This window comes from Achromobacter sp. 413638 (assembly GCF_043119405.1).
Taxonomy (GTDB): Bacteria; Pseudomonadota; Gammaproteobacteria; order Burkholderiales; family Burkholderiaceae_B; genus Achromobacter.
Map to the genome: position 1 here is coordinate 68,019 of NZ_JBICCO010000012.1, position 25,523 is coordinate 93,541.

Annotated in this window: 17 protein-coding genes and 1 pseudogene; 7 read left to right on the forward strand and 11 right to left on the reverse strand. The window is 68.6% G+C overall.

Going from position 1 to position 25,523, the window contains the following annotated elements; all coding sequences use genetic code 11:
* Positions 1 to 54 precede the first annotated feature (54 nt).
* The 8 genes from ACEU5R_RS07495 to ACEU5R_RS07530 all read right to left on the reverse strand — a co-directional run bounded on the left by ACEU5R_RS07495 (position 55) and on the right by ACEU5R_RS07530 (position 11,002).
* Positions 55 to 714 (reverse strand): helix-turn-helix transcriptional regulator, encoded by a 660-nt coding sequence (locus ACEU5R_RS07495; RefSeq protein WP_392409686.1) that lies wholly within the window; start codon positions 712 to 714, stop codon positions 55 to 57.
* A 54-nt stretch (positions 715 to 768) separates the two neighbouring features.
* Positions 769 to 2,274, reverse strand: coding sequence for an efflux transporter outer membrane subunit (locus ACEU5R_RS07500; protein ID WP_392409687.1), 1,506 nt, complete (start codon positions 2,272 to 2,274; stop codon positions 769 to 771).
* A 10-nt stretch (positions 2,275 to 2,284) separates the two neighbouring features.
* A complete protein-coding gene (locus tag ACEU5R_RS07505) occupies positions 2,285 to 5,377 on the reverse strand; it encodes a MexW/MexI family multidrug efflux RND transporter permease subunit (protein WP_392409689.1) in 3,093 nt (1,030 codons plus the stop codon).
* Between the two features lie 13 nt (positions 5,378 to 5,390).
* Entirely contained in the window at positions 5,391 to 6,518 is a 1,128-nt protein-coding gene (locus ACEU5R_RS07510; protein ID WP_392409690.1) for an efflux RND transporter periplasmic adaptor subunit, read from the reverse strand.
* A 96-nt stretch (positions 6,519 to 6,614) separates the two neighbouring features.
* Positions 6,615 to 7,049 carry a hypothetical protein gene (locus ACEU5R_RS07515; RefSeq protein ID WP_103273041.1) on the reverse strand — a complete coding sequence of 145 codons (435 nt, stop codon included), beginning with the start codon at positions 7,047 to 7,049 and terminating at the stop codon, positions 6,615 to 6,617.
* A gap of 86 nt (positions 7,050 to 7,135) precedes the next feature.
* Positions 7,136 to 8,410, reverse strand: a complete 1,275-nt coding sequence (gene glyA, locus ACEU5R_RS07520; RefSeq protein WP_392409691.1) for a serine hydroxymethyltransferase — start codon at positions 8,408 to 8,410, stop codon at positions 7,136 to 7,138.
* A gap of 4 nt (positions 8,411 to 8,414) precedes the next feature.
* Positions 8,415 to 9,662 (reverse strand): aspartate aminotransferase family protein, encoded by a 1,248-nt coding sequence (locus ACEU5R_RS07525; RefSeq protein ID WP_392409692.1) that lies wholly within the window; start codon positions 9,660 to 9,662, stop codon positions 8,415 to 8,417.
* 65 nt (positions 9,663 to 9,727) lie between these two features.
* Positions 9,728 to 11,002: a benzoate/H(+) symporter BenE family transporter gene (locus ACEU5R_RS07530; protein ID WP_392409693.1), complete on the reverse strand. Its 1,275-nt coding sequence runs from the start codon at positions 11,000 to 11,002 to the stop codon at positions 9,728 to 9,730.
* Between the two features lie 114 nt (positions 11,003 to 11,116).
* Here ACEU5R_RS07530 and ACEU5R_RS07535 point away from each other — a divergent pair, with 114 nt between their 5' ends.
* Positions 11,117 to 12,604 carry a PLP-dependent aminotransferase family protein gene (locus ACEU5R_RS07535; protein WP_392409694.1) on the forward strand — a complete coding sequence of 496 codons (1,488 nt, stop codon included), beginning with the start codon at positions 11,117 to 11,119 and terminating at the stop codon, positions 12,602 to 12,604.
* 88 nt (positions 12,605 to 12,692) lie between these two features.
* On the opposite strand, the gene ACEU5R_RS07540 is transcribed toward ACEU5R_RS07535, so the two are convergent.
* Together ACEU5R_RS07540 and ACEU5R_RS07545 are read right to left on the reverse strand one after the other, a co-directional pair.
* Positions 12,693 to 14,660 (reverse strand): choline BCCT transporter BetT, encoded by a 1,968-nt coding sequence (locus ACEU5R_RS07540; protein ID WP_103273036.1) that lies wholly within the window; start codon positions 14,658 to 14,660, stop codon positions 12,693 to 12,695.
* A gap of 113 nt (positions 14,661 to 14,773) precedes the next feature.
* Positions 14,774 to 15,400 (reverse strand): TetR/AcrR family transcriptional regulator, encoded by a 627-nt coding sequence (locus ACEU5R_RS07545; RefSeq protein ID WP_392409695.1) that lies wholly within the window; start codon positions 15,398 to 15,400, stop codon positions 14,774 to 14,776.
* A gap of 190 nt (positions 15,401 to 15,590) precedes the next feature.
* Here ACEU5R_RS07545 and ACEU5R_RS07550 point away from each other — a divergent pair, with 190 nt between their 5' ends.
* The 5 genes and pseudogenes from ACEU5R_RS07550 to ACEU5R_RS07570 all read left to right on the forward strand — a co-directional run bounded on the left by ACEU5R_RS07550 (position 15,591) and on the right by ACEU5R_RS07570 (position 23,041).
* Positions 15,591 to 16,709, forward strand: coding sequence for an efflux RND transporter periplasmic adaptor subunit (locus ACEU5R_RS07550; RefSeq protein WP_233772851.1), 1,119 nt, complete (start codon positions 15,591 to 15,593; stop codon positions 16,707 to 16,709).
* Positions 16,706 to 19,834 carry an efflux RND transporter permease subunit gene (locus ACEU5R_RS07555; RefSeq protein ID WP_392409696.1) on the forward strand — a complete coding sequence of 1,043 codons (3,129 nt, stop codon included), beginning with the start codon at positions 16,706 to 16,708 and terminating at the stop codon, positions 19,832 to 19,834. The genes ACEU5R_RS07550 and ACEU5R_RS07555 overlap by 4 nt, the downstream gene beginning before the upstream one ends.
* On the forward strand, positions 19,831 to 21,330 hold the full coding sequence (locus tag ACEU5R_RS07560; RefSeq protein ID WP_392409697.1) for an efflux transporter outer membrane subunit: 1,500 nt from the start codon (positions 19,831 to 19,833) through the stop codon (positions 21,328 to 21,330). The genes ACEU5R_RS07555 and ACEU5R_RS07560 overlap by 4 nt, the downstream gene beginning before the upstream one ends.
* 171 nt (positions 21,331 to 21,501) lie before the next feature.
* Positions 21,502 to 21,875, forward strand: a pseudogene (locus ACEU5R_RS07565) (tyrosine-type recombinase/integrase); the annotation flags it as partial.
* Positions 21,872 to 23,041: a YhcG family protein gene (locus tag ACEU5R_RS07570; RefSeq protein WP_392409698.1), complete on the forward strand. Its 1,170-nt coding sequence runs from the start codon at positions 21,872 to 21,874 to the stop codon at positions 23,039 to 23,041. The pseudogene ACEU5R_RS07565 and the gene ACEU5R_RS07570, both read left to right, overlap by 4 nt.
* A gap of 406 nt (positions 23,042 to 23,447) precedes the next feature.
* Here ACEU5R_RS07570 and ACEU5R_RS07575 read toward each other — a convergent pair whose 3' ends face one another.
* A complete protein-coding gene (locus ACEU5R_RS07575; protein WP_392409700.1) occupies positions 23,448 to 24,119 on the reverse strand; it encodes a TetR/AcrR family transcriptional regulator in 672 nt (223 codons plus the stop codon).
* Positions 24,120 to 24,266: 147 nt separating this feature from the next.
* Here ACEU5R_RS07575 and ACEU5R_RS07580 point away from each other — a divergent pair, with 147 nt between their 5' ends.
* A complete protein-coding gene (locus ACEU5R_RS07580; RefSeq protein WP_103273028.1) occupies positions 24,267 to 25,502 on the forward strand; it encodes an MFS transporter in 1,236 nt (411 codons plus the stop codon).
* Positions 25,503 to 25,523: the final 21 nt, after the last annotated feature.

A 25,523-nucleotide genomic window follows, 5' to 3' on the forward strand; every position in this document is an offset into this window, starting at 1 on the left:
CACGTCTGTTCCGGACCCGCAGCGCTCACGGTCGGCCCGGTTGCGGAAACGGCCTCAGTCCGCCGCGCTGACCCGGTAGGCGCAACGCTGCGCATCCGCCAGGATGTGCTCGACGCGCTCGACGCGCGCGCCCTCGCCCAGCACGTCGCGGAACAGTTCCAGTTCGCTGCGGCAAAAGCCCATGCAGGCTTTTGCCGCCGAACAGATCGGACAGTGGTTTTCAATGAACAGGAAGCCGGCACCGTCGCGGCGCAGCTCGGCCATGTAGCCCTCGGCGCTGCGCAGCTGCGCCAGCCGCTCAAGACGGTCGCGCAGCCCGCTCGCGCCCAGCATGGCCTGGTGATAGGTGGCGCGCATGGCGGCCTCGCGCACGCCGATCAGCCGGTCGATGCCCTCGTCGCCGAAGAGCTGGCGCACCGCGCCGATCATCTGCACCGTCATTTCGGCGTGCGTGTCCGGAAAGCGACCGTGGCCGGCGGCGGTGAGCCGCCAGATCTGCGTGGGACGGCCGCGCCCCGTGCTGTGGTTTTCCGCGTCCACCAGGCCCTCGGCATGCAAGCGGCTCATCTGCTGGCGCACCGCCTCGGCCGTCACGTCCATGGTCTGGGCGATGGCGGCGATGGACTGCGGCCCGCGCGTCTTGAGCGCCATCAGCACGCGGTCGGCGGGCTGATGCGGCGTCCAGGCGTGTTGGGAGGACAGGCTGTCTGACATGGGCGCGGCGAAACTCCGGAAATGTGCCTATGGTGCCACGAAGCGTCGCCGCGGTCAGCCGGCGGCGGCCGGCGCTCCAGCGGCCGTCCCGGTCCCAGCGGCCTTGCCGCCCCCTGCTGCGCCCCCTTCCCCGCCCGCGTCGCCCGGCGCCTGCCAGCCGCCGCCCAGCGCCTTATACAGCGCGATCAGGCTGGTGTAGGACGCCGTCTCGGCCACGGCCACCGCGTCCTGGGCGCGCAGCAAGGAACGTTGCGCGTCCAGCACCGTCAGGTAGGGCGTGGTGCCTTCCTTGTAGCGCAGCTGCGCCAGCTCGGCCGCGCGGCCGCTCTGGGCCGCGGCCTGCGCCAGGCTGCCCAGGCGCTGCTGGTTCTCGCCGTAGCCGGTCAAAGCCGTTTCCAGCTCCTCCACCGCGCGCAGCACAGTCTGCTCGTAGCGCGCGACCTCGCCCTCTGAGCGGGCCTGGGCGGCGCGCTTGCGCGCCAGCGCCGTGGGCAGATGCAGCGCCGGCCAGCTGAGGCCGGGCGATACGCTGAAGGCGCGGCTGGCGGCATTGCCGAAGTCGGCGCCGCGCAGCGCCACGAAACCGAGAAAGCCGCCCAGGTCGATGCGCGGATACAGCTCGGCGGTCGCCACGCCCACGTCGGCATTGGCGGCGGCCATGTTGCGCTCGGCCGCCAGCACGTCGGGCCGCCGCGACAGCAGCGCGCCGACGTCGCCGATCGGCAGGCGGGCCGCCAGCGGCGCCTGCGGCCGCGCCGCGTCCAGTTCGCCCAGCTCGGCGGGACGCAGGCCGGCCAGCACCGCGATGCGGTACTGCGCCAGGCGCCGGGCGGCGGCCTGCTGCGGCACGCTGGCCTGCACCGTCGCCAGCTCGGCGCGGGCGCTGGCCAGATCGCCCTCGTCGCCGCGCCCGGCCGACACCATGGCCTGGATCACGCGCAGGCTGTCCTCCTGGGTGCGCAGGTTGGCGCGCGCCACCGCCAGCCGCTGCTCGGCGCCACGCAGCTCGAAATAATTGCGCGCCACCTCGGCGGCGACCACGATGCGGGCCTGCGCCAGATCGGCGGCCTGCGCCTGGCTGCGCGCGGCCGCGCCCTCGGCGGCCCGGCGCAGCCGGCCGAACAGGTCGATTTCCCAGGACGCGTCGAAGCCGGCGCGATAGCTCCTGGCCAGATTGCGCTCGCCCTCGGGGCCGGGATTGGTCTGCGACAGGCTGCGCTCGTAGCGGCCGCCGGCCGTGACGGTCGGCAGCTGGTCCAGCTCCTTTTCATCCAGCACGGCGCGCGACTCGGCCAGCCGGGCCTGGGCGATGCGGATGTCGTGGTTGCGCTCCAGCGCCAGGCCGATCAACCGGTCCAGCTGCGGATCCTGCAGCTGCTTCCACCAGTCGCGTTGCAACTGGCCGTTGGAGAACAGCGCCTGCTCGGGGCTGGCCAGCGTCACCGGCGCGGACTGCGGCTTCTGGTAGTCCGGCCCCACGGCGCAACCCGCCGCGACCAGGGCCAGCGCCAGCGCGGCGGCCGTGGCGCGCAGGCGGGGATAGAGAGTCGAATGCTTCATGTCGTTTTCCTCAGGCGGACGCGCCATCTTCCGCGCGCGCCAGCGCCAGCTCGCGGGCGCGCGGCGTATCGCCGGCGGCGCGGTGGTCGCGCGCGAACACGGTGTACACGGTGGGCAGCACGAACAGCGTGAACAGGGTGCCCACCAGCATGCCCACCACGATCACCAGCCCCAGGCTGTAGCGGCTGTGCGCGCCGGCGCCGGTGGCGAACAGCAGCGGGATCAGCCCCACCACCATGGCGGCGGTCGTCATCAGGATGGGACGCAGCCGGATGCGGGCCGCCTGTTCCATCGCGCCGCGCCGGTCCAGGTTGTGGCTGATCTGCATTTCATTGGCGAACTCCACCATCAGGATGCCGTGCTTGCTGATCAGGCCGATCAGCGTCACCAGCCCGATCTGCGTATAGATGTTGATGGTGGCCATGCCCATCGCCAGCGGGATCAGCGCGCCGCAGATGGACATGGGCACGCTCACCAGGATGATGAAGGGATCGCGCAGGCTTTCGTACTGCGCGGCCAGCACCAGGTAGATCACGATGATGGCGAAGATGAAGGTGATCATCAGCGCCGAGCCTTCCTGGCTGAACTGGCGCGCGTCCGATTGCCAGTCATAGCTGAAGCCGGCCGGCAGGTTGCGCGCTTCCCTGGTCAGGAACTGCACCGCGTCGCCCATGGTCACGCCCGGCATGGGAATGGCCTGGAAAGTGGCGGCGTTGAGCTGGTTGAACTGGGTCAGCTTGTTGGGCTCCACGCCCATCGACACCGACACCATATTCGACAACGGCACCTGCGCGCCGCTGGCGCTCTTGACGTAGTAGCGCGCCAGCGCCTCCGGCGAAATGCGCTGCTCGCGCAGGCTCTGCGGGATCACGTCATACGAGCGGCCGTCCATGCCGAAGCGGTTGATGTAGTTCTCGCCCACCAGCACGGCCAGCGTGTCGCCGATGTCCTTCATGGTCACGCCCAGGCTGTTGGCCTTGGAACGGTCGACCTTCAGCTGCACCACCGGGTTGTTGTAGTTCAGGTCGCTGTCCACCACCATGAACAGGCCGCTGGCGCGGGCCGCCTTTTTCAGCCCTTCCATGGCCTCGTAGACCACCGGATAGTCGGCGGCGCTCATCACCACCATCTGCACCGGCAGGCCGCCGGTCGAGCCCGGCAGCGGCGGCAGCTGGAAGGCGAAGATATTGCTGCCCTCGACCTGGTTGACCATGGACTGCATGTCGGCCTGGATGGCGTTGGCCGAGCGGTGGCGCTGGTCCCATTGCACCAGATCGACGCCGCCGATGCTGTTGGATACGCCGTCCGAGCCGTTGATCAGCCAGCGGCCGCGCTGCTCGGGCAGCGTCGCCATGACGTCGTCCCACTTCTTGCCGAACTTCTCCACGTAGTCGATGTTGGCCTGCTGCGGTGACTTGACCGCGGTCAGCACGGTGGACTGGTCCTCGATCGGCGCCAGCTCGCGCTGAGCCGCGTTGTACAGGAACGGCAGGCTGGCCAGCACCACCACCGCCACCAGGCCAGTGACCCAGCGATGATGCAGCGACACGTCCAGCATGCGGCCGTAGGCGTCGCCCAGCCGGCCGAAGAAGCCTTCGGCCAGATGCGCCATGCGGCCTTCGGACACCTTGCTGTTGAGCAGGAACGAACTCATCACCGGCGACAGCGTCAGCGCGATCACGCCCGACACCACCACCGCCCCCGCCAGCGTGAAGGCGAACTCCTTGAACAGCGAGCCGGTCAGCCCGCCCATCAGCCCGATGGGCGCGTACACGGCCGCCAGCGTGATGGTCATGGCGATCACCGGCCCGGCCACCTCGCGCGCGCCGATCAGCGCCGCGCGCACCGGCGACTTGCCTTCCTCGATATGCCGGTGCACGTTCTCGACCACCACGATGGCGTCGTCCACCACCAGACCGATGGCCAGCACCATGGCAAGCAGCGTCAACAGGTTCACGCTGAAGCCGAACAGCGCCATGATGGCCGCCCCGCCCAGCATGGACAGCGGGATCGTCACCACCGGGATCAGCACCGCGCGCAGCGAGCCCAGGCACAGGAAGATCACCGCCACCACGATGATGATGGCTTCCATCAGCGTGTGGATCACGCCGTCGATGGACGCGCTGATGAAGCGCGCCAGCTCGAACGGCACCTGCACCTGGGTGCCGGGCGGCAGGTTCTGCTTGATGCCGGGCAGCAGCTCGTTGAGCCGCTTGACGATCACCAGCGGGTTGCCCACGGGCGTGGCGTTCAGGCCGAAGTACACGGCGCGCTCGCCGTCCAGCAGGCCGCTGGAATCGGTCGAGGCCGCCCCCAGCTCAACCGTGGCCACGTCGCCCAGGCGCACGATGGCGTCGCCCTCGCGCTTGACCACCATGTCGCGGAATTCGGCCACGTTGACCAGGTCGGTGTTGACCTGAATGTTGGACACCACGTACAGGCCCTTGGCCTGCCCGGGCGCGGCCTGCACGTTGTTGGCGCGCAGCGCGTCGGCCAGCTGGCCGGCCGAGATGCCGCGCGCGGCCATGCGGTTCGGGTCCAGCCACACGCGCATGGCCAGCTTCTGGCCGCCGTACAGCTGCACGCTGGCCACGCCGTCGATGGAAGAGAACTGCGGCTGCACCACGCGCGACAGATAGTCGGTCAGCGCGGCCAGCGACAGCGTCGAGCTGGAAAAGCCCACGTAGGCCACCGCCGTCGCCTCGCCGGACGACTTGACCAGCACCGGGTCGTAGGCGTCGCGCGGCAGGCGGTACTTGACCTCGTTGACCTTGGCCATCACCTCGGTCATGGCTTTGTTGGAATCGGCGTTCAGCTTCATGCGGACCGTGATCACGCTGCGGCCCTGCGTGGACGAGGACGACAGATAGTCGATGCCCTCCACGGTGGCCACGGACTGCGCGATCGGCTGCGTGACGAAGCCCTGCATCAGGTCCGGCGACGCGCCGGGATATTCGGTGGTGACAGTGATGGTGGTGCTTTCGGTCAGCGGATACTGGCGCACCGGCAGTCCGCTCAGGGCGCGCAGGCCCAGCAGCAGGATCAGGGTGCTGACCACCAGCGCCAGCACAGGCCGGCGCACGAACAGATCGGTGAATCTCATGTCGGCCTCCGCGCTACTGGGCCTGAGCCACGGCCTGGGCCGGCGCGGCGGCGTCCAGCGCCACCGTGTCCTGCTCGCTCAGCTCGACCGCCGCGCCGTTGTGCAGGCGCAACTGGCCCGACGTAACGACGCGGTCGCCGGCCTGCAAGCCTTCGCTGACGACCACGCGGCCCTGCATGCGCTCGGCGGTCTTGACGTAGGCCTGGCGCACCGTCAGGCCCTTGCCCTCCTGCGCCGGATTCACCACATAGACCGAATTGCCGTAGGCGGAGTAGCTGACGGCCGTCTCGGGCACGGTGATCACGCCTGGCCGCGCGGGCAGGTTGACCTGTCCCTGCGCGTACATGCCGGCGGCGAGCGCGCCGTCGGCGTTGTCCAGCGTGGCCTGCACGCGCACGGTGCGCGTGCCCGGATCGACCTGCGGCTCGATGGTGGTGACCTTGCCCGTGAAGGCGCGGCCCGGATGGGCGTCCACCGTCACCCTGACGCTCTGCCCCGGACGCAGCGCGCCCAGTGCCTGCTCCGGCAGGGTCAGGTTGGCGTACATGGTGGACGTGTTGGTCAGCGACACCAGCGGATCGCCGGCCCTGGCGAACTGGCCCAGGTTGACGCGGCGCACGCCCAGCACGCCGTCGAACGGCGCCTTGATGCGCTTCTGCTCGATCTGCGCCTGCAGGCGCCTGAGATCGCCCTGGGCCTGGTCATAATCGGCCTGGGCCTGGTCCAGCTGCTCGCGGGTCGCCGCCTGCAGGGGCAGCAGCCGGCGGCTGCGGTCCAGCTGCGCACGGGCGTTCTTCACCTGCGCCTGCAGCCGGGCCAGCTCGCCCTGCTCGGGCGCGTCGTTCAGCTGCACCAGCAACTGGCCGGCACGCGCGGATTCGCCCGGATTGAACAGGATCTGCGCCACCCGGCCGTCCACTTCGGCCGGCACCTGCACCTGGCGCGTCGCCTCCAGCGAGCCGATGCCGCTGAGCGACACCGGGAAATCGGCCTGCACGGCCGGCGCCACCGCCACCTTGGCGGGCGCCATGGCCCAGCCGCCCTTGTTTCCGCCTCCGCCGTACTTCCAGTACAGCCCCGTCCCTATCGCTGCCGCCAGCACGCATACGCCCGCGGCCCATGCTCCTGCTTTCACCGTCATGATGCTCTCGCCATTTATCAAAGAGTGTGCTTTGATAATCTGCGAAAGCCTGGGACAAGTCAAAATAGCTTAAGTAATGTTGAGGTTAGCAAAAAGCTATAGCCCCTTCTTGCGGCCTGGTTTCTTCTTCACGCGGTCGATGTAGTAGCAGGACTTGAGGCCGCCGTCCTCGGTCGGCGCGAGCGCGAAACAGTACTCGGTCTGCCTGCGCCCGTCATCCAGCATCACGAGCACCCAGACGGTGGGTTCCGGGTGATGCTGGTAGAGCTTCATGATCGACCAGCGCGGTTCCTTGTACGGGCTGGCCGACCACGAGACGATGCGGTCGCCGCCCTCCATGAGCCCCTGGTTGTAGTCGAAGGTGTTGCGCTGGCCCGACTCGGACGCGCCCGCGTGCTGCATGGCTGCCAGCGCATGGGGATTCTTGTCTTCGAAGGCCTGCGCCGCGGCCTGCATGAAGCGCGTCACCGCCTGCTGCTGCCCGGCGTCCAGGCCGTCGAAGGTGATGGATATCTGCGGGGAAGTCGTCATGGGCGGGCGCAACCTTGCGTGCGAAAGACAGGGCCGCGCTCGAGAAACCAGAACGGGCCGGCCGCGGCGATACCGGCCGGGGGATTCTACGACGGCCGCCGATACACCGGATGCCGGCGGCACAACGCCGTCACCTGCTCTGCCACCCGCGCCGACACGCTTTCCAGCGTGCCCGCTGCCAACGCGTCCAGCACATCGCACAGCCAGCCCGCCAGCGTCTCGCAATCGGTCTGTCCGAAGCCGCGCGTGGTCAGCGCCGGCGTGCCGATGCGCAGGCCCGAGGTGACGAAGGGCGAGCGCGGATCGTTCGGCACCGAGTTCTTGTTCGCCGTGATGCGGGCCGCGCTCAAGGCCGCGTCCGCGTCCTTGCCGGTGTAGGGCCGGTCGGACACGTCGATCAGCATCAGGTGGTTGTCGGTGCCGCCGGACACGATGCGATAGCCGCGTCGCTGGATCACGGCCGCCATGGCGCGCGCGTTGGCCACCACCTGGCGCTGGTAGTCCTTGAAGGCCGGCGCCAGCGCTTCCTTGAATGCCACCGCCTTGGCGGCGATCACATGCATCAGCGGCCCGCCCTGGATGCCGGGGAAGACGGCGGAATCGAGCTTCCTGCAGAAGTCCTCGTCCTGCCCACGGGCCAGGATGATGCCGCCGCGCGGGCCGCGCAGCGTCTTGTGCGTGGTGCTGGTGACTACGTGCGCGTGCGGCAGCGGGCTGGGATACACGCCCGCGGCGACCAGTCCGGCCACGTGCGCCATGTCCACCCAGAACACCGCGCCGACCTGGTCGGCGATGGCGCGCATGCGCGCCCAGTCCTTGTGGCGCGAGTAGGCGGAGAAACCGCCGATCAGCATCCTGGGCCGGGTGCGCAGCGCGATGCGCTCCATCTCGTCGTAGTCGATCAGCCCGGTCTCGGGATCCAGGCCGTAGGGCACGATGTGATAGTGCCGGCCCGAGAAATTGGACGGATTGCCATGGGTCAGGTGGCCGCCCTGCGCCAGATTCATGCCCATGACGGTGTCGCCGGGCCGCGTCAGCGCCAGGAACACGGCCGCGTTGGCCTGGGCGCCGGCATGCGGCTGGACGTTGGCGTAATCGCAGTCGAACAGCGCCTTGACCCGCTCCAGCGCCAGGCGTTCGGCCACGTCCACGTGCTCGCAACCGCTGTAGTAGCGGCGGCCCGGATAACCCTCGGCGTACTTGTTGGTGAACACCGAATCCTGCACCGCCATCACCAGCGGACTGGCATAGTTCTCGGAGGCGATCAGTTCGGCGTGGTCTTCCTGGCGCATGGCTTCGGCGCGCATGGCTTGCGCCAGTTCCGGGTCGAAATCCTGCAGGGTCGGGGAGGCGATGGTCATGGCTTCAGGTCCTGGTTTCAGTCTGGCCGGCGGCGACAGGGCCGGCGGCCTTCGATGGGGTGATGGCTTGGGCGCTGTCGCCGGACAGCAGACGGGCCAGGCGCGCGACGATCTCGTCGATCTGCGCCTCGTCGCAGACCAGCGGCGGCAGCAGGCGGATGGTGCGCTCGCGGGTCACGGTGATCAGCAGGCGCTGTTCGGCCAGCGCCCGGCCGACAAGTTCCTGGCAATTGCGGTCCAGCTCGACGCCGGCCATCAGGCCCTGGCCGCGCACCGCCACGACTCGCGGATGACCTTCCAGCGCCCGCCGCAGCCCGGCCAGCAGGCGCTGGCCCAGCGCGGCGGCGCGTTGCGGCATGCCGTCGCGCGCCATGATGTCCAGCACCGTGCAGGCCACGCGGCAGGCCAGCGGATTGCCGCCGAAGGTGGAGCCGTGCTGGCCTGGCGAAAACAGGTCGGCGGCCGGCCCGCGCGCCAGGCAGGCGCCGATGGGAAAGCCGTTGCCCAGGGCCTTGGCCAGCGTCATCACATCGGGCGCGATGCCCGCGTGCTGATGGCCGAACCAGGCGCCGGTGCGGCCCATGCCGGCCTGGATCTCGTCCAGCATCAGCAGCCAGCCATGCCGGTCGCACAGCGCGCGCAAGTCCCGCAAGTAATCGGCGCCGGCGACGCGGATGCCGCCCTCGCCCTGCACCGGCTCCAGCAGCACGGCGACGATGTCGTCGCGCTGTTCCGCCAGCTGGCGCACGGCGGCGATATCGTCATACGGCACCCGCAGAAATCCCGGCAGCAGGGGCTCGAAGCCCTGCTGCTTGGCCGGATTGCCGGTGGCCGACAGGGTCGCCAGCGTGCGGCCATGAAAGCCGTTCTCCATCACCACGATCTGCGGCTGCGCCACCTGGCGGCGGTGGCCGTGCAGGCGCGCCAGCTTGAGCGCGGCCTCGTTGGCCTCGGCGCCGGAATTGCAGAAGAACGCCTTTTCCATTCCGGCCAGCGCGCACAGGCGCTGGCCCAGCCGCTCCTGCCACTCGACGCGGAACACGTTGGACGTGTGCATCAGCAGCCCGGCCTGCTCGGCAATGGCCGCGGCGATCTCGGGATGGCCGTGGCCCAGGCTGGTCACCGCCACGCCGGCGATGGCATCCAGGTATTCCACCCCCTGCTCGTCCCACAGGCGCGCGCCGCTGCCGCGCGCGAAGGTGACGGGTTGACGGGCGTAGGCACGCATCAGGTGCGTGGCGACTTGCTGCATGTCGGGAAACTCCAGTTTTCAACCGACGCGCCCCTGTGGCGCGCCGACGATCGATAGGCGGACGCTCAACGGCCCGGCGCGGGTTTGGCGGCGGCAGGCGCGGGATGCGCGGCCGCAGGCAAGGCGGCCCCCGCTTCGGCCCGCGCCTTGCGGCCCGGCCACCTGCCGTTCAGCGCCAGGTGCGCCAGCAGGCCGATGCACAGGCCCCAGAAGGCGCCGCCGATGCCGAACAGCTTGATGTTGGCGGCCGCCGCCAGGAAGGTGATCAGCGAAGCCTCGCGCGTCTTCGGATCGGCCAGCGCGCCGGCCAGGCTGCCGCCGATGGTGCCCAGCAGCGCCAGGCCCGCCAGCGTGGTGATGAAGGTCGCGGGAAAAGCCATGAAGACCGCCGCCAGCGTGACCCCGAACACGCCCACCAGGATGTAGAACACGCCCGCCGCGATGCCGGCGATCCAGCGTTTGGACGGATCCTCGTGCGACTCGCGGCCGGTGCAGATGGCGGCCGTGATGGCGGCGATGTTGAAGGCGTGCGAGCCGAACGGCGCCATCAGCAGCGAGCCCAGCCCGGTAATGGTCACGATGGGATTGGCGCTGGTCTTGAAGCCGTCGTTGCGCAGCACCAGCATGCCGGGCATGTACTGGCCGGTCAGCGTGATCAGGAACAGCGGCAGCGCCACGCTCAGCATGGCGTTGAGCGAGAACTCGGGCCGCGTGAACACCGGCGCCGCCAGGCGCAGCTCCAGCCCGCTCAGGTCGGCGCGCTGCTGCAACAACAGGAAGGCCAGGCCCAGCGCCAGGATGCCGACCACCGCATAGCGCGCGGTGACGCGCTTGAGGATCACATAGGCCGCGATCAACAGGCCGGCCAGCGCCGGATCCACGCTCACGCCGCCAAAGGCCTGGATGCCGAACTGCAGCAGGATGCCGGCCAGCAGCCCGGACGCCACGCCCGGCGGAATCAACCGGATCACGCGCTCGAACCAGCCCGACAGGCCCAGCAGAACGAAGGCCGCCGCCGACGCCAGGTAGGCGCCCACCGCCTCGGCGTAGGGCGTGGTGGCCAGCGCCGTCACCAGGAAGGCGGCGGCCGGGGTCGACCAGGCGGTGATGATGGGCTCGCGCGCGGCCCAGCTCAGGACCAGCCCGGTCACGCCCACCCCGATCGAGACCGACCAGACCCAGGAGGCCGTCAGCTCCGGACTCAGGCCGGCAGCCTTGGCGGCCTGGAACACCAGGATGAAGGTGCCGCCGTAGTTGACGATGACCGAGATCAGCCCGGCGACGACGGGGTGGGCGAGATCGCTCCAGCGAGCGGGGGAATGCGGACGGACGGAAGACATGGCCTGAATGGGGTTCCTGGAGACGGCGCAGCCGGCATGAATCGATATCCGGATTTATAGTCCTGGAATGGCTGGCTGTTCCCCACCACTTTTTCACATAGATCCAGACCAATTATGTTCAAGCACGCGCAACTCGAATCCGTCAAAGCCTGGGTCGGCGACCCCGCCCACGGCGCCCTGCCGCTGCACGCGCGCATCCACCGGGCCGTGCGCCAGCTGATCCTGGACGGCGCGCTGGAGGCCGGCCGTCCCCTGCCCGCCTCGCGCGCGCTGGCCCGGTCGCTGGGCGTGTCGCGCGACACGGTGGAGGCGGCCTACGGCCAGCTGCATGTGGAGGGCTTCATCCTGCGGCGCGTGGGCAGCGGCAGCTTCGTGTCCGAGCGGGCGCAGTACGCGCCCGGGCGCGGCGCGGCCCGGCGCGCCAGCCCGCAAAAGGCGGCGCTGCGCCTGAGCCAGCGCGGCAGCGCCATGTTCCAGGACGGCGGCGTGCGCGAATTCCTGGCCCCGCGCGCCTTCGCGCCCGGCGTGCCGGAAACGCGCAGTTTTCCGCTGCCGACCTGGGAACGGCTGACGCGGCAGGTGCTCAAGGAATATGGCGCCCAGGCGCTGCTGCACAGCCCGCCGCAGGGCATGGAACCGCTGCGCCGGGCCATCGCCGACTACGTCAACCTGGAACGCGGCGCGCGCGCCACGCCCGAGCGCGTGCTGGTGCTGACCAGCTCGCAGCAGGCCTTGACGCTATGCGCCACGGTGCTGCTGGACGCCGGCGAGCAGATCTGCATCGAGGATCCGGTCTATCACGGGGCGCGCAAGGCCTTCGCCGCCGCCGGGCTGGAATGCGTGCCCGTGCCGCTGGATGCGGACGGCATGCGGGTGGAACGGCTGGACGATCCGGCCCTGTCGGCGCGGGCCGTGTATCTGACGCCCTCGCACCAGTTCCCCACCGGCGCCACGCTGGCGCTGGAACGCCGGCTGGCGGTGATCGACTGGGCGCGGCGGCGCCAGGCCTGGATCATCGAGGACGACTATGACAGCGAATTCCACTACGCCGGCAAGCCCACCGCCTGCGTGCAGGGCCTGGATCCGCAGGAACGGACGATCTATATCGGCACCTTCACCAAATCGCTGTTTCCCGGCCTGCGCATCGGCTACATGGTGCTGCCGGCGGCGCTGGTCGCGCCCATGACGGCGGCGCGCACGCTGCTGGACGGGCACAGCGCGCCGATCCCGCAGCTGACGCTGGCGCGCTTCATCGATGGCGGGCATTTCGGCGCGCACGTGCGCACCATGCGCGCCGTCTACGCCGAACGGCGCGACGTGCTGGCGCGGCTGGTGGACAAGCATCTGTCGCATTGGCTGCAGGCGCGCGTGCCGGCCGGCGGCATGCAGATGCCCTGCGTGCTGGCGCCGGGCCTGTCCGAGCGCCAGGCGCTGGACGCGGCGCGGCGGGAAGGGATAGACCTGCTGGGCCTCACGGGCCTGCACGCCTCGGCGCGGCACAAGGCCGGGTTCCTGATGGGATTCGCCGCCCATGCGCCGAACGAACAGGAAGTCGCCATCCGTAAGCTGGCCGGCGTGCTGCGCGCGCTGAAGCAACCCTGAAGGACGTCACGGGCGACCGCCCCATGTGAAAACGCCGGCGATTCCTTGCGGAACCGCCGGCGTCCTGGCCTGAACACATCCTGTGCGCTCAGCGCACCATGTGCAGATAGTGGCGATGCCGCTCGTACTGGTCGAGGATGTCGCCGATGACCGCGTCGCGGCTCCACCCCATGATGTCGTAGTCCTGCCCGCCCTCGCGCAGATGCACCTCGGCTCGGAAGTACTTGCGCTCTTCCTCGTCGGCCGCCTCGTCGGGCGTGAGGCTGGGGCGCACGAAGGCTTCCGGCTTCACCGCGTAGGAGAAGTCCAGGTGTTCGCCGTGCGAGACCTCCAGCGCCACGCCGCCGTCGTCCTCGGCGTCCTTGACCTGCACCTCGTAGCCCTGCTTGCGCAGCTCGTCGGCCACATCCTCGAAGGCCGGACGCACCACGTCGGTGATGAAGCGCTGCACATGGGCGCGGCGCGGCATCATGACCATGTTGCGCAGGCGGCGTTCCCAGGACTGGCCGCCGCGCGCCGGGCGCGACAGCGTCAGCGACTGGTAGCGGATGCCGCGCTTGGTGGCGTCCAGTTTCAACGCCTTGAACAGCCCCCACAGCGACAGCAGCAGGATCACCGAGAACGGCAGCGCGCTGGCGATGGTGGCGGTCTGCAAGGCGGTCAGGCCGTCGGCCAGCAGCAGCGCGATGGCCACCGCGCCCATCAGCAGCGACCAGAAGATCCGCTGCAGCATGGGCGTGCGCTCGGCGCCGCCCGAGGCCAGCAGGTCCACCACCAGCGCGCCCGAATCGGCCGAGGTGACGAAGAACACCGCCACCATGGCGATCGCCACGATGGACACCACGCCGCTCCAGGGCAGCTGCTCCAGGAAGGCGAACAGCGCCAGCGAACTGTCTCCCTGCACCGTCTCGGCGAAGCCCTTGATGCCGTCGACCAGGATGAAATGGATGGCCGTGTCGCCGAACACCGTCATCCAGAACAGCGTGAAGCCGGCCGGCACCAGCAGCACGCCGCTGACGAATTCGCGGATGGTGCGGCCGCGCGAGATGCGGGCGATGAACAGGCCCACAAAAGGCGACCACGCGATCCACCAGCCCCAGTAGAACAGCGTCCAGCCGCCGATCCAGTCGGTCGGCTCGTAGGCATACAGGTTGAAGGTCTTGTTGACGATGTCCGACAGGTAAGCGCCGGTGTTCTGCACGAAGGTCTGGAACAGGAACACGGTGGGGCCGGCCACCAGCACGAACAGCAGCAGCACCGCCGCCAGCACCAGGTTGGCCTCGGACAGGATGCGGATGCCCTTGTCCAGCCCGCTGGCCACCGACAACGTCGCCAGCCCGCAGGTGACGATGATGAGGATGATCTGCGTGGTCACGCCCACCGGCACGCCGAACAGATGGTTCAGGCCGCTGTTGATCTGCGCCACGCCCAGGCCCAGCGAGGTCGCCACGCCCAGCACCGTGCCGATGATGGCGAAGATGTCGACGGCATGGCCGATGGGGCCGTGGATGCGGTTGCCGATCAGCGGGTACAGCGCCGAGCGCAGCGTCAGCGGCAGGCCATGGCGATAGCAGAAGAACGCCAGCGTCAGCGCCACCACCGCGTAGATCGCCCAGGCGTGCAGGCCCCAGTGGAAGAAAGTGATCTTCATGGCTTCGCGCGCCGCGGTGGCGGTGCCGCCTTCGCCCACCGGCGGGGCCATGAAGTGCATGACCGGCTCGGCCACGCCGAAGAACATCAGGCCGATGCCCATGCCGGCCGAGAACAGCATGGCGAACCAGGTGAAGTTGCGGTAGTCCGGCTCGCTGTGGTCGGGCCCCAGCTTGATGTCGCCATACCGGCTCAGCGCCAGGAAGGCGACGGACAGCAGGATGATGGCGACCACCAGGATGTAGAACCAGCTGGCGTTGCCCAGGATCCAGCCCTGTATCGACTCGAACAGCGCCTGGGCGGTCTTGGGCACCGCTATCGCGAAGCCGACCAGCAACAGGATGAACACCGCCGCCGTGTAGAAGACAGGCCGGTTGATGGTGGACGGTCGGGTTTCTGAAGTCATGCAGCGCTCCTTTCGCCCGAGGGATGGAAAATGCGATGCGGCGCGGGCCCCCTCAGTCCAGCCTGCGCGCCACCTGCGTCGCGCGCCCGCCGGCGGACCGGCGGGCGGCGTGCTTATTCTGGCGTAGGTTCGCCGAAGACGATGCGGCGGAAGAACGCCGCCAGCACGGCCTCGGTGACTTCGTCGGTGATCGTCTGCGGATCAAAAGCGTAGCTGAACTGCATGCCGTCGGACAGGGCCAAGAGGCCCACCGCCAGTTTTTCCGGCGCCATGGGCAGCGGCGTGCCCACATGCTCGGAAAACTGCCGCACGTATTCGGCGACGACTTCGCGCAGCTCGCGCAGACAGGCGTTGAAGCCGACGCGGAACTGCGAATCGCGCGCCGCCTGCAGCTTGGCTTCCATCCACAGCAGGAAACAGTCGTTCTCGCGGTAATGGGTGCTGTAGTGGCGCAGCACACTTTCTTCCATCTGCGCGCGCGAGGCCCCCTCCTGCTCGAAGATGGCGCGCATCTCGGCCATGACGTGCTCATGGTCGCGCCTGAGCAGTTGCAGCAACAGTTCGGACTTGCTGCCGAAATTGGAATAGAAGGCGCCGCGGGTATAGCCGGCCTGTTCGGCGATGTCTTCCACGCTGGCGGCCACGAAGCCCTTGGTAATGAATATGGACTGGGCGGCGTCGAGCAGGCGCTGGCGCGTCTGATCGCGGCTCTGCTCTCGGGTTAGACGGACTTTGGACATGTAGGGATTTTAGCATTTGGCCTAAATTTCAAATACAGTATTGAATTTGGATTCATTAACGAATTAGAATCCATTCCGTATTTATTCAATCCGGTGTTTCCCCAAGCACCCCGCGAGGTATCCCGTGACTTTCCCTGGCTCTGACGCGCCCCCGGCGCGCGGTCCCGCCCTGGCGGCGGCCTCTTCTCCCCTGCGCGCCCGCGCCCGGCGCCTGCGCCGCGCGCTGCCGGCAGCGCTGGTCGTGGCGCTGGCCCTGGCGGGCTGCGGCCGCAAAGAGGCCGCGCCGCCCGCGCCCCGGCCCGTCGTCGCCATGCCCGTGCAGGCCGACGCCGCGCTGCCGGCCTGGACCCTGCCGGGCGAAGTGCAGGCGCGCTACAGCACGCCGCTGTCGTTCCGCGTCGGCGGCAAGATCGTCGAACGCCTGGTGCGCCTGGGCGATGCCGTGACGCCCGGCCAGATCGTGGCCCGGCTGGATCCGGCCGACGCCGCCAAGAACGCGGCCAGCGCCCGCGCCCAGCTCTCGGCCGCCCAGCACCAGCTGGACTACGCCAAGCAGCAGCTGGACCGCGACCGCGCCCAGGCGCGCGAGAACCTGATCGCCGCCACCCAGCTGGAACAGACCCGCAACGCCTACGCCTCGGCGCTGGCGCAGCGCGACCAGGCCGCGCAGCAATCGGCGCTGGCCGCCGACCAGCTCAAATACACCACCCTGCAGGCCGACCACGCCGGCGTGATCACCGCCGAGCGGGCCGACACGGGCCAGAACGTCTCGGCCGGCCAGGCGGTCTACAACCTGGCCTGGTCGGGCGACATCGACGCCATCTGCGACGTGCCCGAAAGCCTGCTGGCCAGCCTGGCGGTGGGCCAGCGCGCCAGCGTCACGCTCGGTCCGCTGCCCGGCCAGACTTTCGACGCCGTGCTGCGCGAGATCGCGCCCGCCGCCGACCCGCAGAGCCGCACCTACCGCGCCAAGCTCACGCTGGAAAATCCCAAGCCCGAGGTCCGCCTGGGCATGACGGCCAACATCAGCTTCAGCAACGCCAGCGCCAATGGCGCGGCGACCTACACGCTGCCGGCCACCGCGTTGTTCCATGACGGCAAGGACCCCGCCGTCTGGGTGGTCAAGCCGCAAGAGGACACGCTGGAACTGCGCCGCGTGCAGGTGCTGCGCTACGACGCCCGCACGGTCACGCTGACCCAGGGCCTGCAACCGGGCGAGCGCGTGGTCTGGCAGGGCGTGCATGCCGTGTCGGCCGGCCAGAAAGTGCGCGCCGTGCCGCCGCTGCACCCCGAGGACTTCGCATCATGAGCGGCGTGGATCAACAAGCCGGACAGGCCTCGCATCGCGACGAGGAAGGCAGCTTCAACCTGTCCGCCTGGGCGCTGCGCCACCAGTCGCTGGTGGTCTTCCTGATTTCGCTGGTCACGCTGTTCGGCGTGCTGTCGTACTCGCGGCTGGCGCAGTCCGAGGATCCGCCCTTCACCTTCCGCGTGATGGTCATCCGCACGCTATGGCCCGGCGCCACGGCCCAGCAGGTGCAGGAACAGGTCACCGACCGCATCGGCAAGAAGCTGCAGGAAACCCCGGCCACGGACTTCCTGCGCAGTTACTCGCGCCCCGGCGAATCGCTGATCTTCTTCACCATGAAGGATTCGGCGCCCGCGAGCAAGGTGCCGGAAGAGTGGTACCAGATCCGCAAGAAGGTCGGCGACATCGCGGCCACGCTACCGCAAGGCGTGCAGGGCCCGTTCTTCAATGACGAGTTCGGCGACGTCTACACCAACATCTACGCGCTGGAAGGCGACGGTTTTTCGTCCGCCCAGCTGCGCGACTACGCCGATTCGCTGCGCACCGTGCTGCTGCGCGTGCCCGGCGTGGCCAAGGTGGACTACTTCGGCGATCAGCCCGAACGCATCTACCTGGAAATCTCCAACACCCAGCTGACCCGGCTGGGCATCTCGCCGCGGCAGCTGGCCGAGGCCATCAACAGCCAGAACGCGGTCACGCACGCCGGCACGCTGACCACCGAGGACGACCGCATCTTCGTGCGCCCCAGCGGCCAGTTCGACGACGCCCGCGCGCTGGGCGACACGCTGATCCGCGTCAACGACAAGTCGATCCGCCTGGGCGATATCGCCGAGATCCGCCGCGGCTACCAGGACCCGCCGGTCGACCAGATGCGCCTGGCCGGCAAGCCGGTGCTGGGCATCGGCATCACCATGCAGCCCGGCCAGGACGTGGTGCACCTGGGCCGCGCACTGGCCGCCAGATTTGGCGAGCTGACCGCCCAGTTGCCCGCCGGCCTGACGCTGACCGAAGTCTCCAGCATGCCGCGCGCGGTATCGCACTCGGTGGATGATTTCCTGCGCTCGGTGGCCGAAGCCGTGGCCATCGTGCTGGCCGTCAGCCTGGTGTCGCTGGGCATGCGCACCGGCATGGTGGTGGTGATCTCCATCCCCGTGGTGCTGGCGGTGACGGCGCTGTTCATGGACATGTTCGACATCGGCCTGCACAAGGTCTCGCTGGGCACGCTGGTGCTGGCGCTGGGCCTGCTGGTGGACGACGCCATCATCGCCGTGGAAATGATGGCGGTGAAACTGGAACAGGGCTGGAGCCGCTCCCGCGCGGCCGCCTTCGCCTACACGAGCACCGCCTTCCCCATGCTGACCGGCACGCTGGTCACCGTGGCCGGCTTCCTGCCCATCGCGCTGGCCAAGTCCAGCACCGGCGAATACACGCGCTCGATCTTCGAGGTCTCGGCCATCGCGCTGATCACGTCCTGGTTCGCGGCCGTGGTGCTGATCCCTCTGCTGGGCTATCACATGCTGCCCGAGCGCAAACGCGAGGCGCACCTGCCCGACGACCACGAGCACGACATCTACGACACCCGCTTCTACCAGCACTTCCGCCGCTGGGTGGGCTGGTGCGTGGACCGGCGCTACCTGGTGCTGGGCGGCACGGTGATCGTCTTCATCGTGTCCATGACCGGCTTCAGCCTGATTCCCAAGCAGTTCTTCCCCAGCTCCGACCGCCCCGAGCTGCTGGTGGACGTGCGCCTGCAGGAAGGCGCGTCCTTCGCCGCCACGCTGCGCCAGGTCGAGCGCCTGGAAAAAGCCCTGGACGGCCGGCCCGAGATCGAGCACATGGTCAGTTTCGTGGGCAGCGGCGCGCCGCGCTTCTACCTGCCGCTGGACCAGCAGCTGGCCACGCCCAACTTCGCCCAGTTCGTCATCACCGCCCATTCGGTGGAGGACCGCGAGAAGCTGGCGCAATGGCTGAGCGGCAAGCTGCGCGAGGAATTCAGCGCCGTGCGCACGCGCCTGTCACGCCTGGAGAATGGGCCGCCGGTCGGCTTCCCGGTGCAGTTCCGCATCAGCGGCGACAAGATCGCCACCGTGCGCGCCACCGCCGAGAAGGTCGCCGCCCAGATCCGCGCCGACGCCCGCACGGTCAACGTGCAGTTCGACTGGGACGAGCCGTCCGAGCGCTCGGTGCGCTTCGAGATCGACCAGCAGAAGGCGCGCGAAGTCGGCGTCACGTCCAGCGACGTGTCCAGCTTCCTGGCCCTGACGCTGTCCGGCTACACCGTGACGCAGTACCGCGAGCGCGACAAGCTGATCAACGTGGAACTGCGCGCGCCGCGCGAGGAACGCGTCGACCCGGCCCGCCTGGCCACGCTGGCCATGCCCACGCCCAACGGCCCCGTGCCGCTGGGCAGCCTGGGGCAGCTGCGCTACGGCCTGGAATACGCGGTGATCTGGGAGCGCGACCGCCAGCCCACCATCACGGTGCAGGCCGACGTGGTCGCCGGCGCCCAGGGCATCGACGTGACCCACGCCCTCGACAAGCAGCTGGACGCGCTGCGCCAGGAGCTGCCTGTCGGCTATCGCATCCAGGTCGGCGGCAGCGTCGAGGAAAGCGCCAAGGGCCAGAACTCGATCAACGCCCAAATGCCGATCATGCTGGTGGTGGTGCTGACGCTGCTGATGGTGCAGCTGCAGAGCTTCTCGCGCGTCATGATGGTGGTGCTGACCGCGCCGCTCGGCCTGATCGGCGTGGTCGCCACGCTGCTGCTGTTCGGCCAGCCCTTCGGCTTCGTCGCCATGCTGGGCGTGATCGCCATGTTCGGCATCATCATGCGCAACTCGGTGATCCTGGTGGACCAGATCGAGCAGGACATCGGCGCCGGCCATCAACGCATCGACGCCATCGTCGGCGCCACCGTGCGGCGCTTCCGTCCCATCACGCTGACGGCCGCGGCCGCCGTGCTGGCCCTGATCCCGCTGCTGCGCAGCAACTTCTTCGGCCCCATGGCCACCGCGCTGATGGGCGGCATCACGAGCGCCACCGTGCTCACCCTGTTCTTCCTGCCGGCGCTCTATGCCGCCTGGTTCCGGGTGAAACACGACGAGCGCGCGGGAGCACAACAATGACCACCGTGAAATCCCCGCGCATCCCGGTACGCCTGACCATCCTGCCGCTGGTGCTGGCGCTGGGCGCCTGCGCCTTCGCCCCCGACCGCAAGCCGCCCGCCGCGCCGCAGCCGGCCCAGTACGGCGTGCAGACCCTGCCCGCCGCCGGCGCCACGGCGCAGGGCGTGGCCCAGCGCTATGAACAGGGCGCCCAGCCGGTGCCGCAATGGTGGAAGCGCTATGGCTCGCCCGAGCTGGACGCGCTGGTCGAGGAAGGCCTGGCGAAAAACCCGGACCTGGCTGCCACCGGCCGCTCGCTGGCCGCGGCCCGCGAGCAGCTGCGCGGCCAGATCAACTCGTCCCTGATGCCCAGCGTGGACGCCGGCGGCGAGGTCTCGCGCAAGCGCGCGCTGACCATGCCCGGCCTGCCGGATCCCACCAAGCTCTACAACATCTACACCGGCCAGATCCAGGCGCGCTACGAGGTGGACATCTTCGGCGCCGCGCGCTTCGCCAACGAGGCCGAGAGCGCGCGCGTCGAGCAGCGCGCTTTCCAGCTGGACTCGGCGCGCCGCGCGCTGGCCGCCAACATCGTCACCGGCGCCATCCGTTCGGCCGCGCTGGCCGAGCGGGTCGCGCTGACGGAAAAGCAGGCCGTGCTGTCGCGCCAGGTCGCGCGCGACGCGCAGCGCCGTTACGAGCTGGGCTCGGCCTCGCAAAGCGAAGCGCTGGACGCCGACCGCGACGCCGCCAACCTGGAAGCCTCGCTGCCCGGGCTGTACGCCGAATGGCAGTCCACCCGCCACGCGCTGGCCGTGCTGCTGGGCCGCACGCCCGACCAGGCGCCGCCCGACCTGGCCTTCGGCGCGCTGACGCTGCCCGCTCATGTGCCGGTGCTGGTGCCGTCGGATCTGCTGGCCTCGCGCCCGGACATCCTCGCGGCGGAAACGGCGGTGCGTGCAGCCGCCGCCGATGTAGGGCTGGCCACCGCGAAGCTCTTTCCCAGGCTGAGCCTGACGGCCTCGATGGGCAAGGGCGGATTCAACTGGCCCGGCGCGCTGTCGAGCGCCGGCTCGATCTGGGGCATGGGCGCCTCGCTGACGCAGCCGATCTTCCATGGCGGCCAGCTGCTGGCCGAGCGGCGCGCGGCCAAGCTCATGTACGAGGCCTCGATCGAGCAATACAAGCAGGCGGTGCTGTCCGCGTTCCAGGACGTGGCCGACACGCTGGCGCGGCTGGAAGCCGGCAGCCAGGCGCTGGCCGCGGCCGAGTCCTCGCGCCGTTCCGCCGAACAGTCCTATCGCAATACCGCGAGCCGCGTGCGGCTGGGCGCGCTGGCGCCCTATGCCGGCCGCGCCAGCGAGCAGCGCTTCATCTCGGCGCGATTGGCCGAGGTGCAGTACGCCACGCAGCGGCTGACGGAAACGGCGGCGCTGTTCCAGGCCATGGGTTCGCCGGCGCAGGCGCCCGCCCAGGAACCCGCCAAGGAGGCCGCCGCCCCCGCCGCGCAGCCCTGAACCAGACCCCCGACACGTTCCTCGTGTCTTGGCCCCGCGTCTCCCCTGGCGCGGGGCTTTTTTTGTTTCACGATGACTCCAGTGCCGCAATTCGCTGGACTACGCCAAGGTTCGATACAGCAGGTTCATCAATCACTTAGGCGAGTTCAACATATGCCGGAGCTTTCCGAAAAGGGCGGCGACCCGAGCACCGCCAGGAACGCCGCCCGTAAGGCACCGACCATGAAGGAGTTTTGCCACACCTTCATGGAGGACTACTCGAAGCAGCGCAACAAGCCCGGCACGCAGCGCGGCTCTATCAGGGCGTCATTGACCGTTGCATCATCCCGAGCACGCACGGTATCCGCCATCGGGCGACGACTGGCATTGCCAAGTCGGGAGTGCCGACCAAGGTGGACAGGAAGCTCACAGGCCACAAGACCGTGGCGATGTTTATGCACTATGTTCACACCGAGGACAGGCCGGTGCGCGATGCGGCCGAGTTGGTGGCGAATCAGCGGCTGGCGATTACCGGGACATCCCGTTCTATGAAGGTGACAGCATGACAATAAGGAAGACGCCTGCGGCAGCGGGGAAACGCAGCGCCTTACCGGTTGGCTATGCCGGCATCCACGGTGGCATTGTGGAGTTACTGGATGCTGCGCGCCAGGCAGCGGCGCGCAGTGTCAATGCGCTGATGACGGCCAGCTATTGGGAGATTGGCCGCCGGATCGTCGAAGCCGAGCAGAAGGGCAAGCGGCGGGCCGGTTACGGTGAGCAGTTAATGGAACGCTTGTCCGCCGATCTAACGACCCGATTCGGGCGCGGGTTCAGCCCGGACAACCTGGAGAACATGCGGCGCTTCTTCGTTGCTTATCCCTTGTCTGCAATTTCCGAGACACTGTCTCGGAAATCTGGAGACGGACTGCCCATCGAGAATTCCGAGACGGTGTCTCGGAAATTCGACCTCTCCAAACTGGCCCAGGTCTTCACTTTGCCGTGGTCGGCCTATGTCCGGCTGTTGTCGGTCAAGGATGACCATGCCCGCCAGTTCTACGAGGCCGAGGCGTTGCGCGGCGGCTGGAGCGTGCGCCAACTCGACCGGCAGATTGGAAGCCAGTTCTACGAACGTACGGCCTTGTCCAAAGACAAGGCGGCGATGCTGGTCAAGGGGGCAGTGGCCAAGCCCGAGGATGCCGTCAAGCCCAATGACGCCATCAAAGACCCGTATGTGCTGGAGTTCCTCGACCTTAAAGACGAGTATTCGGAATCCGACCTGGAAGCGGCCTTGATCCAGCGTCTGGAGTACTTCCTGCTGGAACTGGGTGAAGGGTTCACCTTCGTCGGGCGGCAGCGCCGGTTGCGCATCGACCAGACCTGGTATCGGGTCGATCTGCTGTTCTTCCATCGCAAGCTGCATTGCCTGGTCATTGTCGACCTGAAGCTGGGCAGCCTGACCCATGCCGATGTGGGGCAGATGCACATGTATTGCAACTATGCCAAGGAACATTGGGCCTACCCGGATGAGAATCCGCCGGTGGGCCTGATCCTGTGCGCGGACAAGGGCCATGCTCTTGCGCGGTATGCGCTGGACGGCTTGCCGAACAAGGTGATGGCGGCGAACTATCGGACGGTATTGCCAGATGCCGAGTTGCTGCAAAAAGAGCTGGAGAACACGCGGCGTCTGCTCGAATCTCGCGGAACGCTGTCTCTCAAAGACGACAAGCCGTAGTCGTGTGTCCCGGCGTACCGCCGTCGGGCTCGTGGACTTCACCCTGTGCTTCATGCCGAATCACAGCCATTCGGCGCTGATCCCTGACGCCTCCGGCCTGGATCGTTGATCCGGGCCTGCGCGTGCTGCGCACTTGCCAACGACGGGTGTGTGGCTAAGTGGGGGGTACCGGCCACTTCCATCGTCCCCATCAGCTGCGAGGGATTGGGCGCGGTGACCTGGTTCAGGATGGTGGTGGCGCGATGTTGACCACCGGCACGCCGTTGCTCGTGCCCACGGTTTGACGGCGCATCGAGCCGGATCACCTCTCCGTCGCACGCAACGACACGACATCGTTTGCCGAACGCAGCCTGAACCGATCGACAGGGCCCATGCCCCTTCCTCTTCCTGTCCCGCACCGGCCAGATCAGGCGCGCTCGAGCCCCGCCCGCATGCCCGCGACGATGAAGCGCACCAGGTACTCCGCCTTGTTCTTCAAGTCGCCCGCATGCGTCTGGCCCTCGGAGATGCGTTCGATGCGGCGGTCGAACACGCTCATCACCAGGGCGCCCACCGCGTACAGATAGGCCCAGTGCGCGTAGTCCGGATCCTGCCTGGGCAGCACGGTCCGGATCGCATGGACGAACTCCACGGCGAACGGATCGAAATACTCCGCCACGATGCCGCGCTCGGCTTCGCGCGGGTCCGACACTTCCCTGGCCACGAGCTTGGCGTAGGCCACGCCCGCCTCCCCGCCCTGCGCCTGCAGCACCGGCAAAACCAGCGCGCGGACGATGTGCTCCAGCGGGTCCACGCCCGGCGCGACGGGCGCATGCAAGGCGGTCAGGCGGGCGTCGAGCAGCGTCCTGAAACGCTCGAACAGGGCGCGGTACAGATTCTGCTTGGTCTCGAAGTGATAGACGATCAGGGGCAGGCCCACGCCGGCCTGCGCCGCGATGTCGCGCATGGACACGCCGTCGAATCCTCCCTGTGCGAACAGCTGTTGCGCCGCGTCCAGGATCCGGTCGCGCTTGCTGACGGCGGCGGGCGCCTTGGTCCGGGCCGTGGCCGCTTTCTTGGGCACAGGCTTTGCTGGCATGCATCTCTCCTCTGGGATGGCCTGGAATTTTAAGGAGGTCATGGTAGCCCTGGTTTTCCCTAGGGGCTCGATGGATTGACCAAATAAACTGAACGATCGTACAGTCAGTTTTCCATAAGAGACGATCAAAAACGTCAGGAGACAAGCATGGCCCCTTCCCCATCCACTTTGAAATGGCGCGTGCTGGCCGGGTACTTCCTGAGCTACATGTTCGATGCCGTGGACATCCTCATCCTGGCGATCGCCATGCCGGCGATTTCGGCGTCGCTGCAGATCGGCCCGATGCAGGCCGGGCTGCTGGCCACGGCCACCCTGCTCGGCATCGGCATGAGCGGCCTGGTCATGGGGCCGCTGGCCGACCGCTGGGGCCGCCGCAAAGTGCTGCTGCTGTCGCTGGGCAGCTTCGGCGCGCTGACGATGGCGGTTGCCGGCGCCACCGACTGGCGCGAAGTGCTGGCGCTGCGATTTCTCTCGGGCCTGGGCCTGGGCAGCGTCTGGGGCATCGCCGCCGCCCACGTGAACGAAACCTGGCCGGCGCACCAGCGCGCGCGGGCCACCTCCTTCGTGCTCAGTTCCTTTTCCATCGGCGCGGCCATCGCCGCCGCGGCAGCCTCCTACCTGCTGCCCGCCCATGGCTGGCGCGCGCTGTTCTTCGTCTGTGGCGCGGCGGTCGTGATCGCCATGGTCTACGTCTGGCGCTACGTGCCCGAATCCGAGACCTGGCTGGCCGACCGCCAGCGCAAACGCGCCGGCGCGCCGCAAGGCGCGGGCGGGCAAGGCGTCGCCCCGCTGTTCGCGCCGGCCCTGCTGCGCGTGACGCTGCTGGGCACGATGGTCTCGGCGCTGACGCTGGCCGCGTACTGGGGCGCCAGCACCTGGCTGCCGACCTTCCTGCAAAAGGAACGCGGGCTGGAGACGGGCACCATGGCGCGCTTCCTGGTCCTGCTCAACATCGGCATGTTCGTCGGCTACAACGCCTTCGGCTATATCGCCGACCGCGTCGGCAAGAAAAAAGCCCTGATCCTGTCGCTGGTCTGCTCCGGCCTGCTGCTGCCGTTCTACGTGCAGGCCACGGATCACCTGCTGCTGCTGTGGCTGGGGCCGGTATTTGCTTTCTTCATGGCCTTCGCCGGACTGATGGGCTCGTACTTCGCGGAACTGTTTCCCACCCAGCTGCGCGCCACGGGCGCGGGCTTCTGCTTCAACGTGGGACGCGGCATCTCCGCCTTCGCGCCGCTGCTGCTGGGCTCGATGTCCGCCACCTTCGGCTTCGGCCCGAGCATCGCCGCCTGCGGCGGCGTGTTCGTGATCGCCGCCGCCGTGGTGCTGCTGCTGCCCGCCGGCAAGACAGCCGCCGCCGAAGAACCCGTCGCCGCGCACTGAGCCCGGCCGCAACCACACTCC

Bases quoted from the DNA above. Each gene is read 5' to 3' on its own strand.
- ACEU5R_RS07495 (WP_392409686.1), bottom strand. From the start codon at position 714: ATGTCAGACAGCCTGTCCTCCCAACACGCCTGGACGCCGCATCAGCCC.
- ACEU5R_RS07500 (WP_392409687.1), bottom strand. From the start codon at position 2,274: ATGAAGCATTCGACTCTCTATCCCCGCCTGCGCGCCACGGCCGCCGCG.
- ACEU5R_RS07505 (WP_392409689.1), bottom strand. From the start codon at position 5,377: ATGAGATTCACCGATCTGTTCGTGCGCCGGCCTGTGCTGGCGCTGGTG.
- ACEU5R_RS07510 (WP_392409690.1), bottom strand. From the start codon at position 6,518: ATGACGGTGAAAGCAGGAGCATGGGCCGCGGGCGTATGCGTGCTGGCG.
- ACEU5R_RS07515 (WP_103273041.1), bottom strand. From the start codon at position 7,049: ATGACGACTTCCCCGCAGATATCCATCACCTTCGACGGCCTGGACGCC.
- glyA (WP_392409691.1), bottom strand. From the start codon at position 8,410: ATGACCATCGCCTCCCCGACCCTGCAGGATTTCGACCCGGAACTGGCG.
- ACEU5R_RS07525 (WP_392409692.1), bottom strand. From the start codon at position 9,662: ATGCAGCAAGTCGCCACGCACCTGATGCGTGCCTACGCCCGTCAACCC.
- ACEU5R_RS07530 (WP_392409693.1), bottom strand. From the start codon at position 11,002: ATGTCTTCCGTCCGTCCGCATTCCCCCGCTCGCTGGAGCGATCTCGCC.
- ACEU5R_RS07535 (WP_392409694.1), top strand. From the start codon at position 11,117: ATGTTCAAGCACGCGCAACTCGAATCCGTCAAAGCCTGGGTCGGCGAC.
- ACEU5R_RS07540 (WP_103273036.1), bottom strand. From the start codon at position 14,660: ATGACTTCAGAAACCCGACCGTCCACCATCAACCGGCCTGTCTTCTAC.
- ACEU5R_RS07545 (WP_392409695.1), bottom strand. From the start codon at position 15,400: ATGTCCAAAGTCCGTCTAACCCGAGAGCAGAGCCGCGATCAGACGCGC.
- ACEU5R_RS07555 (WP_392409696.1), top strand. From the start codon at position 16,706: ATGAGCGGCGTGGATCAACAAGCCGGACAGGCCTCGCATCGCGACGAG.
- ACEU5R_RS07560 (WP_392409697.1), top strand. From the start codon at position 19,831: ATGACCACCGTGAAATCCCCGCGCATCCCGGTACGCCTGACCATCCTG.
- ACEU5R_RS07570 (WP_392409698.1), top strand. From the start codon at position 21,872: ATGACAATAAGGAAGACGCCTGCGGCAGCGGGGAAACGCAGCGCCTTA.
- ACEU5R_RS07575 (WP_392409700.1), bottom strand. From the start codon at position 24,119: ATGCCAGCAAAGCCTGTGCCCAAGAAAGCGGCCACGGCCCGGACCAAG.
- ACEU5R_RS07580 (WP_103273028.1), top strand. From the start codon at position 24,267: ATGGCCCCTTCCCCATCCACTTTGAAATGGCGCGTGCTGGCCGGGTAC.